This is a genomic window from Cupriavidus sp. 05T41 (genome assembly GCF_056396525.1).
In genome coordinates, this window is the sequence record NZ_JBFTLQ010000047.1 from 17334 (window position 1) to 31667 (window position 14334).

Below are 14334 nucleotides of genomic sequence, written 5' to 3' on the forward strand. Positions count from 1 at the left end.
CGATGCAGGCCGCGGCAGGCAGTTCAGGATCAGGGGGTGGGCAAGGCCTGCCCGCTGCGCCAGGGCAGGCGCGCCGGCAGCAAGGCCATCACTTCGGCGCGCTGGGCTTCGGTCATCCGCTCCCAGCAGCCGATTTCCAGCGGCGTCCTGCCGCAACCCTGGCAGTGCCTGCCCGCATGGTCCATGCGGCAGATGTTGATGCACGGATTCGCGACGGATGGGGACGGGTTCATGATTTCGATGAGGCTAGGTGGGGCGCGCCGGGCGCGGGCAACGGACTGGCCGCAGGCTTTGCGCCTGCGGCCAGTGCTTCGCGCGTCAGGCCGCGCGCAGGGGCAGGTTCTTCTGGCCGGCCTTGCGGTTCGGCGCCATGCCGTGGGCGGCCAGGGTTTCCTCGGCGCTGTCGTACCAGGTGCCGATGCGATAGATCTCGCGGGCTTCCTTGCCCGAGGCGATCTCGCGGCCCAGCTCCTTGGCCACGCGCACGCATTGCTCGATCTGCTGCACCGAGGTCATGCGGTTGCCGTGCTGGTCGATGATGGTGTCTTCGATGCCGCAACGCGGATGCAGGCCCATGCTCATGGCCATCATGTTGAACGGCAGCACGTTCTTCAGCAGCGATTCCGCGGTCAGGGTGCAACCGTCCGGCGCGCGGTGGACGAAGTTGAAGAAGTTGAACGGGTTGGGGCCGTCAAAGCCGCCGCCGATGCCGATCCAGGTCAGGTTCAGCGGGCCCTTGTAGAGGCCKGCGCGCACCATGCGCTCCAGCGTTTCCATGGCGTGGATGCCGGTGAGCTGGAAGTGCGGCTGGATCMCGGAGGCGCTCAGGCGGCGCAGGTGCTCTTCCACCCAGCCCGGGCCGGCCGGCACCGTCATTTCGCGGTAGGCCTGCTGGTAGGCCGGGTGCTCGAGCGACGTACCCTTCAGGTATGCGGGGTACAGCAACTCCATGATGTTCATCTGCGTGGTGTTGATCGCCACGGTCACCTGGTCMGGCTTCGGGTCCAGGTCAGCCAGCATGTGGCGGGTGTCGTCCGACAGCCACTTGGCGGCCTGGCCGTCGTCTTCCGGCGCGAAGGAGATCGAGCCGCCCACCTGGATGATCATGTCGGGCACCGCGGCGCGCACGCCGGCGATCAGTTCGTTGAACTTGGACAGGCGCTTGGAGCCCTTGCCGTCCAGTTCGCGCACGTGCAGGTGCAGCACGGTGGCGCCGGCGTTGTAGCAATCGACGGCCTTCTGGACCTGTTCTTCCATCGTCACCGGAATGTCATCCGGGAAATCCGCCGGCATCCACTCGGGACCGTACGGGGCCACGGTGATGACTACTTTGTCCATGTTTTCGGGGTGCAGGGAATCGTCGAGGAATTGCATGAGTGTGCTCCTGGTATCTGGTGTCTGCCGGCGCTGCTKCGCAGCGGCGGAACTGATTCATATGAAATGGCCTTCGGTAACGGAAGTATCGGACAACGGCCGGGAACAATTTGACAATATGGGACACTCAATTTACATCTCGGGACAGTCAGGGAAAACGCGATATCCGCTGGCCTGCTCCCCTTCGCCGTGCCAGTCTTGCCCGCTACTTCCGGGCCACTTCAGTGAAATCGTGCCAGCCGGAGAATCTCGCGACCGGCGAGGTGTTTGCGATAGCGTGAAGCACAACCGCGCCGCGTTCGAACAGCCATTCCACGATGTCGCGCCGGCGCATCGCACCACTGGTGACTACGGCACGAACGCMGTTGACCGCGCCAGAGCGCGTTCATTTCTTTAATCGCGAATTCTCACGTGATCGCCCCGCCGACGTGGCATCGAACCGGGAGCAAGCCTTGGCGAGCGGCACGGACCCGGACCGCGGCTACCACAAGGGGGCGCCGGTAAGCGGCGCCATGGGGCCGTGGCTATGTCTTTGGGGCGTACCCTTCGAGGTTGTCCCTGCTTTCCTGCTGGCCTAGACTGGAATTCACCGAATATAGGACCTATCTTTAACATCGTCTGGCGAACGCACTGGCATCAGGATTGAGCGTGGCGTGCGTTGCGTGGATGGACATCACCGTAGTCCGGGCGTCATGCCTCGATCCGTCGTGGCTCCCCGGTGCACGAACCTGGACGTATCGGGCTGCCTGGACATGCCCCGGCGGCGCGGACAAGAAGCCGTGGCACGGCTTACCCATGCGATACCTTTGCAGCGACCTGCAAGGAGACAGCGGATGTTGCCCACGCCCATTTCCGAGAAGGCCCTGTCCCGTGGCTTGCTCGATGTACTGATCCGTGCCGGGATGATCGCCGTTCTGGCGATCTTCTGCTTCCAGATATTCCGCCCGTTCCTGAATCTCATCGTCTGGTCACTGATCCTGGCGGTCACCCTTTATCCGCTGCAGATAAGCCTCAGGCGCAAGCTCGGCAACAAAGACGGCCGCACCGCCACGCTGATCGTCCTGGTTGCCATCGGCATCATCATGGTTCCCACCTACATGCTGGGCACGACCATGGCCGATTCGGTGAGCCATGCCATGGACATCGTCAAGAGCGGGAAATTCCATATTCCGCCGCCGGCCGAGTCGGTCGCGGGCTGGCCGGTGGTGGGGGAGCGACTCTATGCCCTCTGGCAGCACGCCGCCACCGACCTGACCGGTCTGTTGCAGAAGGTCGCGCCTCAGCTCAAGGACGTCAGCCTCGCGCTGCTGGGCATGCTTGCAGGCCTCGGCGAGGGTTTCCTGATCTTTGTCTTCGCCCTGATCATCGCGGGCATTTTCATGGCGCATGGCGAGCAGGGTAGCCGCAGCGCCGTGCAGATTGCCTCGCGCATCTTCGGCCCGGACCGGGGCTCGCGCATCGCCGTGCTGTGCACCGCCACCATTCGCGCGGTAGCCCAGGGCGTGGTAGGCATTGCCTTCGTTCAGATGCTGCTGATTGGCGTGGCCTTCGTGATCAAGGGTATTCCCGCCGCCGGCCTGCTGGCCCTGGCGGTGCTGCTGCTCGCGACCATGCAGTTGCCGGTCACGCTGATTACCATCCCCGTGATCCTCTACGTTTTTTCCACCGAGGGTCCCACCGTGGCCGCCATTACCTTCTCMGTCTATGTCTTCATCGCGGGCCTGGTCGACAACGTGCTCAAGCCCCTGCTGCTGGGCCGCGGCGTCGACGCGCCGATGGCGGTGGTGCTGATCGGCGCGCTGGGCGGCATGGTTACCGGCGGCATCATCGGCCTGTTTATTGGCCCGGTGGTGCTCGCGGTGGGCTACCAGCTGTTCTGGCAATGGGTCGAGGACCAGCCGCATACCGGCGAGCCGGGCGACCAGAAGCCGGTCTGAGGCGGCCAGGCACGCCCATTTCGCCCTGGATTGGTCTCGTGGCTCGCGCGGTGTCGCGCAATGGCGGGCGTGGTGCAGCGGGCAGGCGAAGGCCTGGCACCGGGCCACGCTCTCATTGCAGCGCACCTGTGCCAGAATGTACCGTCACCATCCCCGACCGGCATTCACTGCCTGCGCCCCCCATTTGACAGGCCTGTCCGCTACCGTCCCCATTTCCGTCGTCAACGCCTTCCTGTCGGGCGCGGATCCGGCCGCTATCGGGCGGCTTGCCGAGCAGTCCGGGATCGCGCACGAGCTGCTGCGCGAACCCGGCGCACGGGTGACCCAGGAACAGTTCGCCACGCTCTATCGCAGGCTGGCGATGGAACTCGACGATGAAATGCCGGGCATTTTCAGCCGCCCACTGCGCAACGGCGTGCTGAAGTTTCTCGGTCTCAGCCTGCTCGACGCGCCAAGGCTGGAGGTGGCGCTGCATCGCTTTGGCCAGTTCCTCCATCTGGTCCTGGACGAATTCCGCCTGGCGTCGCGGCGCGAAGGCGCGGCTGGATATGTCGAGCTGGTGGCGAACCCGGCTGGCCCCGGCGTCAGCGTGATTGGCTGCGAACTGATGCTGAAACTGGTGCATGGAATGGCCTCGTGGCTCATCCGCCAGCGGATCCCGCTCAACGGTGCGGAGTTCGCTTTTCCGATTCCGCCGCAGAGCAGCGATCACCTCTACCTGTTTCCGGGCCCGGTGCGCTTTGACTGCGCGCACACGCAGATCAGCTTCGATGCGGCTTACCTTGACCTGCCGGTCAGGCAACGCAAGCCGGACCTCGAGACATTTCTCGCGCGCGCGCCCGAAGACTGGATTTTCGTCGCCTTCGCTGAGCAGCTGACCTGTCACCGCGTGCGTCAGCACCTGGCCGAATGCCTGCCCGCGTCGCCCACCGTCGACGCTGTCGCGCAGGCGCTCCACCACTCGGTGCGCACCTTGTGCCGGCGCCTGTCGGCCGAGGGCACGACGTTCCAGGCCATCAAGGATGAGGTGCGGCGCGATATTGCGATCCAGCGCCTGACGCGCTCCGAAGACACCATCGCCGAAATTGCCTACGACGTAGGCTTCGACAATCCCACCGCCTTCCATCGCGCCTTCCGGCACTGGACTGGCAGCACGCCAAACGCCTACCGCCGCACCCTCTGACCCGCCCATTGCCGGCCACTTTCGGTCACTTTCTCGGTCACTTTCTCGGCCACTTTCTCGGCCACTTTCTCGGCCACTGTCGGCCACTGTCGGCCATTGGCGCCGATTGGCAAGGCTGGCCGTCGACTGACAAATCCTGCCACCTCGGGAGGCGCTAGCGGCATCTGGCGCCCGGGCGCCGCGCATTGCGGCTGAAAACGGCGGGATTTGTCAGTGAAAGGGCCGGTTCCGGTAATCGCCTTCGCGCTGCCCGATATTACGATCACCCCATCGATGTCGCAGTGCAGCAAACCAACCAGCCGCGGGCGCACATCGCTGCAGTTGAGATGCACGGCGAAGACGAGGCGTTCTACGGCGCCAGGGTCGCAACCGCAGAATTCCTTGCCGGCCATGTCCTGGCGCCTGGCGCGCCCCGCGGGCATGGATTCGTGGCCCCGAAACGATGCAACGTTCTGACGAAGTCAGGGCAGATTTAGAGAAGGTGGAGAGAGACAACATGGCAATCGATGGTTACAGCATGGCGACGCTTGGCGCGTTCGTCGGCCAGGAGTTGGGCGTATCGGAGTGGGTCGAAGTGGATCAGGCGCGCATTGATGCATTTGCGGACTGCACGGAAGACCGCCAGTGGATTCACGTGGACGTGGACCGGGCGGGCCGGGAGAGCCCCTTTGGCGGCACCGTCGCGCACGGCTTCCTCACGCTCTCCCTGCTGGGCGGCCAGATCACCCGCATGGGTATCGTCCCCGGCGATGCCAAGGCCGCGGTGAACTGCGGGCTGGAGAAGACGCGCTTCCTGGCGCCGGTGAAGGCGGGTGCCCGCGTGCGCAATCGCGTGAGGCTGCTGGCGGCGGAGGACAAAGGCGAGGGCCGCGTCATGCTGCGCACGGAAAACACGATGGAGATCGAAGGCCAGGCCAAGCCGGCCCTGGTCGCCGAATCGCTGGCACTGCTGGTTGCCTGAGGAGAGATGCGATGACAACGACGAAAGCGCGCACAAGCAAAGCCAGGAAGCCGGCGAAGGTCACCCCGCAGGTCCTGCCCGACAACGGCGGCCTGGCTGTGGCCAGCCCCAATCCTTTCGTGGGCTTGCGCCCGGAGGACCTGGTCTCCACCGCCCAGCAGATCGGCGCGCAATGCGTCCAGGAGCCCGCGCTGCTGCTAGAACAGCAGACGCAGCTGGCGCATGACCTGCTGAGCGTGCTGGACGGCACGGCTTCTCCCCCGCCAGCGCGCGACCGTCGATTCGCGGATTCGGAATGGCACGACAACCCGCTGTACCGTATGCCGTTGCAGGGCTATCTTGCCTGGCGCGATGCCATGACCGGCTTTGTCAGCCGCTCCGTCATGGACGCGCGCAGCAAGGAGAGGGCGCAGTTCTTCACGTCGCTCGTGTTCGACGCGCTGGCGCCGACCAATACGGTGCTGGGCAACCCGGCTGCGCTGAGGGAGACGTTCGAGTCGGGCGGTCTCAGCCTGCTGTCCGGCATGACCAACCTGCTGACCGACACCCTGACCAACCAGGGCATGCCGTCCCAGGTCGACAAGAGCGCGTTTCGTGTTGGCCGGGACCTGGCGACGACGCCGGGCACGGTGGTCTTTCGCAATGAAGTGCTCGAACTGATCCAGTACACACCAGTCACGGCCAAGGTGCACGCGCGCCCGCAGCTCATCGTGCCGCCGCAGGTCAACAAGTTCTATGTGTTCGACCTCGCTCCGGGCAAGAGCATCGTCGAGTACCTGCTCAAGCAGGAATTCCAGGTCTTCATGGTGAGCTGGCGCAACCCGACCGTGGCGCAGCGTGAATGGGACCTCGACACCTACGTGACGGCGCTGATCGAAGCCATCCATGCGATCCGCGATATCACCGGTAGCGACGATGTGAACCTGCATGGCGCCTGCGCCGGCGCGATGACGATGGCGGCGCTGATGGGCTATTGCGCCAGCCGTGGCGAGAAACTGGTGAATGCCGCCACGCTGATGGTGTCCGTCTTCGGCCTGGACGAGCAGTCACAGCTCGGCCTGTTCGCCACGCCGGAAGCTGTCACGATGGCACGGCAAAGCAGCCGGGCCAGCGGCGTGCTCGACGGCGAGGAACTGGGGCGGGTGTTCGCATGGATGCGGCCMAACGATCTGGTGTGGAACTACTGGGTGAACAACTACCTGCTGGGCAAGGCTMCGCCGGCGTTCGACGTCCTGTACTGGAACAACGACACCACGCGACTGCCGGCGGGGTTTCACTGCCAGTTGCTCGACATCCTCTCTGACAACCTGCTCGCGACGCCAGGGGCGCTGAATGTGCTGGGCGCCCCCATCGACCTGTCCGAGGTCGAGTGCGACAAATTCGTGGTGGCCGGTGTAACCGACCATATCACCCCGTGGCAGGGCGTGTTCCGGTCGGCGCGCGCCTTCGGCGGACAGACCGAATTCGTTCTCAGTTCGAGCGGCCACATTCAAAGCCTGATCAACCCGCCCGGCAACCCGAAGGCGAAGTTCTTCGCGAACAGCGACAGTACGACCGATCCCGAGGCCTGGCTGGCCGGCGCCGAATCCACGCCCGATTCGTGGTGGAGCCACTGGAGCCAGTGGCTGAAGCAGCGGTCCGGGCCGAAGTGCAAGGCACCCGCGGCGCCGGGTAACGCACGCCATGCGCCGTGCGGCGCAGCGCCCGGACGCTATGTGATGGAAGCCTGACGCGCGGCACGCCGCAGTCCATGAGTTTTTTAACGCAACCTGAATGGAGACCATGACAATGGAATCGACCAACACCGCGAACACGTTCGCCCCGCACAAGAAGCTGCTCGAATTCGTCAAGCAGAACCGCCTCAACCCGGTGGCGATCCTGGAGTCCCGTCGCAAGGACATCGAGGCGCTGGCCAGCGTCAATCTCACGGTGCTGTCRGGCCTGCAGTCGCTGGTCCGCCTGCAGGCGGAGTACCTGTGCGGGACCGCGGCCGATCTGCAGTCGCTCGGCACGACGAAGCAGGCCGATGGCGCCGAGGCCTCCGCGGTCCGCGTGACCGAGCTGCTGCCGCGCACCGTGAACAAGGCGGTGAGCGGCCTGCGCGGCCTGACCGACACCGTGTACAAGACACAGGCCKACAGCTTCGCCGTGGTCGGCAAGCGCCTCGCGGAGAACGTGGAAGAAGTGAAGGGCATCCTGCGCCCCAGGCAGTAAGCCTCGCCGGGCACGGCCTCGCAAGGCCGTGCCATCCCGCCCGTTTCAGGGAAGTGCCTCCAGGATGACTTGATGACAATAGACGGTGCCAGCGTTGAATCTGGCCACAAGATGCAAATCCGGACCGTAGACCTGGATGGACAGGTGCTTCGGGTCGGCGTGCGGCCCGGCAGCGATGCCGGGCCGCCGCTGCTTATTTTCAACGGCATCGGCGCCAACCTCGAACTCGTCGAGCCGTTCGTGGACGCGCTCGACGGTACCGAAGTGATCATCTTCGACGTGCCCGGCGCGGGCGGTTCCCCCGCGCCCTTGCTTCCCTATCGCCTTTCCAGCCTGTGCGTGATCGCCGACAAGCTCCTCAGCCATCTCGGCTACGAAGGACAGGTCGATACGCTCGGTGTCTCCTGGGGCGGGGCGCTTGCGCAGGAGTTCGCGCATCTCTATCCGCAGCGTTGCCGGCGCCTTGTGCTGGCGGCGACCTCGCCGGGCGTGATCATGGTGCCGGGAAGCGTGTCGGTCCTCTCGAAGATGATCGGGGTACGCCGCTACTCTGATCCGGACTACCTGCGCCGCGTGGGCGCCGATATCTATGGCGGCGCCTTCCGCGACGACCCCGGCTTGCTGGAAGAGCACGGCCGCCATATGCAACCGCCGCGCGGCCGCGGCTATGTCTACCAGTTGCTGGCGGCCTGGGGATGGAGCAGCCTGTTGTGGCTCGGTGCCCTGGAACAGCCCACGCTGGTCATGCACGGCTCCGACGACCCGATCGTGCCCCTRGTCAATGCCAGGATCCTTGCTTCGCGCATTCGCCAGGCCGGACTCCATGTATTCGAGGACGGCCACCTCTTCCTCCTGACACGCGTCGGTGAAGCGGCACAGGTGGTGCTGCGCTTCCTGCGTCAGCCTCAAGCCTGACGCCGCGGGTGCCCGGCTTCCCGGGCGCCCCTTTGAAGGGGCCGCTGCCTGCGCTGCCCCTTGTCCGCCGCACGAAAGAAGCGCCTTCGGGCCGCGCGTGCCGTGCCGCCCCTCCCGATCCTGCAATGCCATGACAAAGCCCGCGATCCCGCAATCCCGCGCGATGCCCGAAAAAAACGGCCGCACAGGGTGATCCCCTGGCGGCCGTAACGAGCACCATTCGTGCGGGCTGGCGTGGCGATGGCKGGCCGGATGCCGGCCCGCCATTTTCCGCCATCGCCCGCCATTTCCAGTCATTTCCCGCCGGATGCGGTCCGGTCAGAACTTGTGGCGCAGGCCTACGGCCGCGCCGATCATCGTGCTCTGCCCGTTGGCCAGCGCATAGCTGTTGCCCAGTGAAAGGCTGTTGGCGTAGGTGGTAGCCAGCGATTCGAGCATCAGGCCGGCGTTCTTGGCGAACGCGGTGGTCACGTAGACGTCGGTACGCTTGGACAGCGAATAGTTCGCGACKAAGGCGATCTGCCAGGGGTTGGCTGTCTGCGTACTGCCGAACAGGCTCTTGACGTCGTCGTAGTTGTACTCGAGCGTGAGCCCCACGGCAGGCGTGACCTGGTAGTTCGCCCCGATCCAGTAATAGTCGTCGCGCTGGATCACGGAGCCTGCCGCATTCTTGTTCTGGCCCCAGCGATACCCGCCCATGAACCTGGCCGTGCCGTAGGTGTAGCTTGCGCCGACCACGGCCTTCTTCAGCGTGCCGCTGCCGGTGCCGATGGTCGGATTCCACTGGTCGTAGCCGAGGGTGACGCCAAACGGGCCGGCCTCGTACGCCGCGGCGGCACCGTAGGCGGTGTCGCGCCGGAACTGGCCCGGCACTTCGCCGTTGCCGCCGATGGGCGTCGCCACGCCGACTGTCGCGGGCAGGGCCACGCCCGTGCCGAACGACCAGTGGGCCAGCGCCTTCACCGGACCGAACTGGCCGGTGTACTTGACGGTGTTGTCCTCGCGGAAATTGGCGCCCGACTGCAGAACGACCGGCTCGTACTGCGTGGCATAAGCGGTCGGCGAGTAGTTGGCGAGCGCCTCGAAGATCGAGGTGTACTGGCGGCCAAGCGTGAACTGGMCAAAACTGCTTTGCACGCCCACGAAGGCCTGGCGGCCGAACAGGCGGCCGCTCTGCAGCGCATTGCCGGTATCCAGGCTGAAGCCGCTTTCCAGGACGAACACTGCCTTGAGGCCACCGCCAAGGTCTTCGACGCCGCGCAGGCCCCAGCGCGAGCCGGACAGTCCGCCCGAATCCATGCGGTAGACGTCATTGGACGGGCCGCGATTGAACTGGTTGGCCGCCGTGGGTACCGCGCCGACGTGGTTGACGTATTCGATGTTGGCGTCGACGACGCCATAGAGTGTGACGCTGGACTGCGCATATGCGCCCCCTGAGCACACCAGCAGCGATGCGATGGCAATGTTCTTCAATTTCATTTGGTCTCCTCTTCTTTCTTTCACCGGGTTACGGCGTCCGATTTTTCCGTTGACAGACGGATTTGCTTTGGGTGCTACTTTCTCTTGCGGCCACGTTCGAACGCGAGCGCCGGAGCGTGACCTATCTTCCACTCTAGCTGGCAGGCGTCAACGCCGCCAGCAATTCCGTGGCGCGTGGCCACGGCCCGTATCCGGCGGCGGGATTGAGGTGACCCACGTGGCCAAGGTCAACCAGCCGGCTGCCCCACGCGCGGGCCATCCCGGCGACCCGTTCGAACTTCGCCAGCGGATCATTGCGGCTCGCCCCGACGATGCTGGGGAAGGGCAGGAGCTGCGCTGGCGTAGGCAGCCAGCCGTTCTGTGCCAGGGCCGCCGGATCCGGGTACCCCGGTGGCAGCGGGTGATCGAAGTCCGGTGGCGCCGCCAGCAGCGCAGCCTGGATCGGACGCTGGTGCTGCGCGGCCCAGTGCACGGTGATGATCACGCCTGCGCTGTGGGCCACCAGGACCACCGGCCCGTCGATCTCGGCAATCGCTGCGTCCAGCTCCGCGACGCGCGCCGCGCAGCTCAGCTTGTCGTGTTCCAGCGGGGGCACCGAGCGGGCATTCGGCAGTTGCGCCTGGAGCAGCGTCTGCCAGTGTTCCGGCACATGGTCGCGCAGACCAGGCACCATCAGGATTGTGGTGTTGGGGTCAATCATTATGAAAGGGTGGGGGGTGGAGAGGTCAGGGCCGCGCCTGCGCGGCGCGCTGGCTTTGAATGCGACGCAGGTCGTTGGCGTAGTACTTGCGCCCGATCGCGAATGCCAAGGTGGCGCACAGCCCGGCCAGCGGAATGATCTGCAGGGCGCCGAGCAGACCGATCCTGTCGGCGATGACGCCCGTCACAAAAGGCCCGGGTGCCAGGCCCAGCAGGTTGTTGGCCAGCGTGAGCGTGGCGAAGGCTGTCGCGTGAATGCTTGGATGCGTCAGGTTGGCCACCACGGCGCTTGCCGGTCCGGCCGTACCGCCGACCAGCAACATGCCGGCACAGATCAGGACCATTTGCGCCGCGCCGGGGGGCGTGTGGAAGGCGGCCAGGAGCAGTGCGCAGCTGGTGGTGCTGTAGGCAATGGCCATCAGCCACTTGCGGGTGGGGGCGTTGCGGGCAACCCAGTCGGTCAGCGCGCCGCAGACAATCATGCCGGCGCCGGCGGCCAGCACGAAGGCGGCGGCCGTCAGGCTTGCGCGGTCCGTGGCCATGCCGTAGTAGCGCGACAGGTAGCTTGGCATCCACGCAAGCAGCGCACCTGTGACGAGCAACTGCATGGCGCTGCCGACATAGGCACAAAKAATCGAAGGCGCCGAAAACAGGGCGGAAACCAGGGGCCGCAATGCCAGGCGCTTGGGTGCCGCCTCGTCGCCCTTGTCCTCGCCGATCAGTTCGCGCTGCGCCTTCAGGCGCGGCTCGGTCACCACGACGCGAAACAGTGCGACCAGCACCAGGCCGAAGATGGCCATGCTGGCAAACGCCCAGCGCCACCCGAGGTGGGCGGAGAGGGCGCCGCCCAGTGCCATCCCCAAAACCGACCCGAACGGGCCGCCCGCGATGAACGCGGCGCTCAGGCTGGATCGCAGGCGACGGGGGAACACCGACAGCACCATGGCAATGCCCACGCTGCCGTAGGCGKCTTCGCCGATKCCCACGCACATGCGGGCGATGAACATCTCGCCGAAGTTTGTMGCCACCGCGCAGCCGAGCGTGGCGAGGCTCCACAGGGCCGCCATCAGCGTGAGGCTCTTGACGCGGCCCCAGCGGTCGGCCAGGACCGACAGCGGCAAGGTCAGCACGCCCACMATCAGCGCAACAACGCCGCCGAGTGCCCCCAGCTCTGTGTCGGTCAGTGCCCATTCGTTCTTCAGCAGCGGAAATACTGCATTGAGCACCTGGCGGGACATGTAGTCTGACAGCAGCAGGCCAAAGCCCAGTGCGAAGACCACCCACGAGTAGGGATGCGTCCCGGCTGGCCTKACCGGATTTACTGCCATGATGKAATGTGTGGAACGTTGTCCAAGCATAAATGCCTCTGATGGAAGACTTTGACTGCACTCCCGGCGGTCTGGGCCGGTGAGTCGACGCTTCCTTCCACGGCACCTGCCAGCGTCCGGTCGCAACTGATGACAAGTATCTAGGATCAGTTGCACACGGTTTGATGATCCGGGACATCAATTTTGCATCCTGGGACAGTCAGGGAAAACCTGAGGCGCTTGGCTCGGGCCTTACGCAAGCGGATGGACTGTGCGTTCTCGCTACCGCATTCGGCGACCCGTCTCATGTGCCTGCCGCTGCCTCGCGGCGCAAACCGGGGATGCCTGCTACGAAGTTGACGGGCGGGTTGCCGGCGTACCGGGCTGCGCCGCCGTCGGGAGTTGCCTCCGGGTGTTCGCTGGTCGTTGCATGACCGCACGACCGGGCTGCCGGTTCTTTGCGGGGCACCGCGGGCGACATGGCCGAATGGATGATGTGCCGGATGCAACCCGTCGGCTCGTGCGACACCCGTGCCAGCTCACCATGTCCGCGCCGCGGCCGTTCCCGGCAGCCCGGCCGACATGGCCGGCACCGGGGGGGCCGCGGCGCTATCAACGTCATCCGGCCGGTCTGTCTACTTCTTCTTGCCCTTCTCCGCCTTCCCGCCGGACTTCCTGTAGCGCTCCAGGTACTCGTCGCGCAGCTTGCGAACGCAACGACCGATCTTCACATAGTCTTCCTGGTTCAGGTTGGCCAGCGAAACCCGTCCCGATGGGTGGCGCGTACCGAATCCCTTTCCGGGCAGCAGCACCACGCCGGCTTCCTCGGCTAGCCGGAACAACAATTCGTGCGGCTCGACGGTATCAAGCAGCCATTTGACGAAATCCTCGCCGACTTCCCTGCTTTGCTGCTCGACATCGAGCAGCGTGTAATAGTCGACGACGTTCGAATCCACCGGCTCGGGGGCGACGCCCATTCCGCGATACAAGGCGGCCTTGCGGCTGCGGATCAGCCGCTTCATGGCGTCCTTGTAGTTGTCCGACGAATCCATCAGGGAGAACAGGGAGAACAGCACCATCTGCACTTGTTGCGGAGTGGAGAGGCCCGCCGTGTGATTGAGCGCCACGGTGCGGCTGTCGGCCACGATACGATCGATAAACAGCAACTTGTCGGGTTCCGTGGTGATGGAGGCATAGCGGTGGTTCAGCTCCTGGCGTTCCGCCTTCGGCAATTCCGCTATCTTCTCGTCGAACAGATTCGACTTGTGGGTGGCGATGACGCCCAGTCGCCAGCCGGTCGCGCCAAAGTATTTCGAGAAGGAGTACACCAGGATGGTGTTCTTTGGGCACATGGCAAACAGCGACACGAAGTTGTCGGCAAAGGTGCCATACACGTCGTCGGTCAGGATGATCAGATCCGGCCGCTCCTTGACGATGGAAGCGAGATGCTCAAGACCCTCGTCGCTCATTCGGACGGAAGGCGGATTGCTCGGGTTCACCAGGAAAAAAGCCTTTACGTCCGGATCGCGCAGCTTGTCCAGTTCCTTCTTGGGGTATTGCCAGCCAGCCGCCGGATCGGCGTCGATCGTGAGCTCGGTCAGGTCATATTCCTTCAGCTCCGGAATTTCGATATATGGCGTGAATATGGGCATGCCCAATGCAATCTTGTCACCCGCCTTAAGTAGCCGGTTGGCCMGCATCGAATTGAACAGATATGTCATGGCGGCAGTACCGCCCTCGACCGCGTACAAGTCGAAATCGCCCAGGAAGGGATGCGCGCCGATCATTTCCTTGCGCAGGTATTGCTTGACGATTTTTTCGCTGATCCTGAGCATCCGGTCCGGCACCGGATAGTTGCAGGCCAGGATGCCTTCGCACATTTCATAGAGGAAGTCGCCCCCATCCAGGCCGAGCTGGTCTCGCACGAACGAGACGGCGCCGGTCAGGAACTTCACTCCCGGCGTGTCGCGGTGATATCGCGCGAAGAGATCGAAGCGCTCCTCGATACCAGCCCTGCGCGGAAAACCCCCGACACCTTCCGAAAGGTAAGAGAAGGACCGTTCGGATTCGGTCATGGCAAACAGGCCAAGCTGCCAGAAGCCATGGCGCGGAACGGTTGCAAGGAAATTGGGGTTGCCGCGTCCGGCGTTGAGCATCAACCGGTTCGAGACGCTTCCAGCCAGCTTGATCAATTCGTCCTTGAGTTCAAAAGGCGAGAGATTCGCTAACTTCGACGGATCTGGCTTGCTCATGGCGCATTCCTCC

At 64.7% G+C, this 14334-nt stretch carries 13 protein-coding genes; 6 read left to right on the top strand and 7 right to left on the bottom strand.

The window, feature by feature from the left end; all coding sequences use genetic code 11:
* Positions 1 to 29: 29 nt before the first annotated feature.
* Both AC1DKV_RS24990 and AC1DKV_RS24995 read right to left on the bottom strand, forming a co-directional pair.
* On the bottom strand, positions 30 to 233 hold the full coding sequence (locus AC1DKV_RS24990; RefSeq protein ID WP_441614426.1) for a DUF1289 domain-containing protein: 204 nt from the start codon (positions 231 to 233) through the stop codon (positions 30 to 32).
* Positions 234 to 318: 85 nt separating this feature from the next.
* On the bottom strand, positions 319 to 1374 hold the full coding sequence (locus tag AC1DKV_RS24995; protein ID WP_477138224.1) for a beta-keto acid cleavage family enzyme: 1056 nt from the start codon (positions 1372 to 1374) through the stop codon (positions 319 to 321).
* A gap of 833 nt (positions 1375 to 2207) precedes the next feature.
* Between AC1DKV_RS24995 and AC1DKV_RS25000 the strand changes: the two genes are divergently transcribed.
* Together AC1DKV_RS25000 and AC1DKV_RS25005 are read left to right on the top strand one after the other, a co-directional pair.
* Entirely contained in the window at positions 2208 to 3311 is a 1104-nt protein-coding gene (locus tag AC1DKV_RS25000; protein ID WP_441614422.1) for an AI-2E family transporter, read from the top strand.
* A gap of 136 nt (positions 3312 to 3447) precedes the next feature.
* Complete coding sequence (locus AC1DKV_RS25005) at positions 3448 to 4494, top strand: AraC family transcriptional regulator (protein ID WP_441614420.1); 1047 nt, start codon at positions 3448 to 3450, stop codon at positions 4492 to 4494.
* Here AC1DKV_RS25005 and AC1DKV_RS25010 read toward each other — a convergent pair.
* A complete protein-coding gene (locus AC1DKV_RS25010; protein WP_441614418.1) occupies positions 4476 to 4886 on the bottom strand; it encodes a hypothetical protein in 411 nt (136 codons plus the stop codon). The genes AC1DKV_RS25005 and AC1DKV_RS25010 overlap by 19 nt on opposite strands.
* Positions 4887 to 4990: 104 nt before the next feature.
* Between AC1DKV_RS25010 and AC1DKV_RS25015 the strand changes: the two genes are divergently transcribed.
* The 4 genes from AC1DKV_RS25015 to phaZ all read left to right on the top strand — a co-directional run bounded on the left by AC1DKV_RS25015 (position 4991) and on the right by phaZ (position 8584).
* A complete protein-coding gene (locus tag AC1DKV_RS25015; RefSeq protein WP_441614737.1) occupies positions 4991 to 5455 on the top strand; it encodes a MaoC family dehydratase in 465 nt (154 codons plus the stop codon).
* A gap of 11 nt (positions 5456 to 5466) precedes the next feature.
* Positions 5467 to 7185, top strand: coding sequence for an alpha/beta fold hydrolase (locus tag AC1DKV_RS25020; protein WP_477138225.1), 1719 nt, complete (start codon positions 5467 to 5469; stop codon positions 7183 to 7185).
* Positions 7186 to 7243: 58 nt separating this feature from the next.
* Entirely contained in the window at positions 7244 to 7669 is a 426-nt protein-coding gene (locus tag AC1DKV_RS25025) for a phasin family protein (RefSeq protein WP_477138226.1), read from the top strand.
* A 72-nt stretch (positions 7670 to 7741) separates the two neighbouring features.
* On the top strand, positions 7742 to 8584 hold the full coding sequence (gene phaZ / locus AC1DKV_RS25030) for a poly(3-hydroxyalkanoate) depolymerase (RefSeq protein WP_441643528.1): 843 nt from the start codon (positions 7742 to 7744) through the stop codon (positions 8582 to 8584).
* Positions 8585 to 8902: 318 nt separating this feature from the next.
* Here phaZ and AC1DKV_RS25035 read toward each other — a convergent pair whose 3' ends face one another.
* The 4 genes from AC1DKV_RS25035 to AC1DKV_RS25050 form a co-directional block, all read right to left on the bottom strand.
* Positions 8903 to 10063, bottom strand: coding sequence for a porin (locus AC1DKV_RS25035; RefSeq protein WP_477138227.1), 1161 nt, complete (start codon positions 10061 to 10063; stop codon positions 8903 to 8905).
* Between the two features lie 133 nt (positions 10064 to 10196).
* Positions 10197 to 10763 carry an RBBP9/YdeN family alpha/beta hydrolase gene (locus AC1DKV_RS25040; RefSeq protein ID WP_441614412.1) on the bottom strand — a complete coding sequence of 189 codons (567 nt, stop codon included), beginning with the start codon at positions 10761 to 10763 and terminating at the stop codon, positions 10197 to 10199.
* Positions 10764 to 10788: 25 nt separating this feature from the next.
* The gene (locus AC1DKV_RS25045) at positions 10789 to 12120 is read right to left on the bottom strand and encodes an MFS transporter (protein WP_477138228.1); all 1332 of its coding nucleotides are present in this window, start codon (positions 12118 to 12120) and stop codon (positions 10789 to 10791) included.
* Between the two features lie 584 nt (positions 12121 to 12704).
* Positions 12705 to 14321, bottom strand: a complete 1617-nt coding sequence (locus tag AC1DKV_RS25050) for a bifunctional aspartate transaminase/aspartate 4-decarboxylase (protein WP_477138229.1) — start codon at positions 14319 to 14321, stop codon at positions 12705 to 12707.
* Positions 14322 to 14334: the final 13 nt, after the last annotated feature.

Coding starts and splice junctions, on each gene's coding strand:
- AC1DKV_RS25005 (WP_441614420.1), top strand. CDS start 3,448: ATGTACCGTCACCATCCCCGACCGGCATTCACTGCCTGCGCCCCCCAT.
- AC1DKV_RS25015 (WP_441614737.1), top strand. CDS start 4,991: ATGGCAATCGATGGTTACAGCATGGCGACGCTTGGCGCGTTCGTCGGC.
- AC1DKV_RS25010 (WP_441614418.1), bottom strand. CDS start 4,886: ATGGCCGGCAAGGAATTCTGCGGTTGCGACCCTGGCGCCGTAGAACGC.
- AC1DKV_RS24990 (WP_441614426.1), bottom strand. CDS start 233: ATGAACCCGTCCCCATCCGTCGCGAATCCGTGCATCAACATCTGCCGC.
- AC1DKV_RS25040 (WP_441614412.1), bottom strand. CDS start 10,763: ATGATTGACCCCAACACCACAATCCTGATGGTGCCTGGTCTGCGCGAC.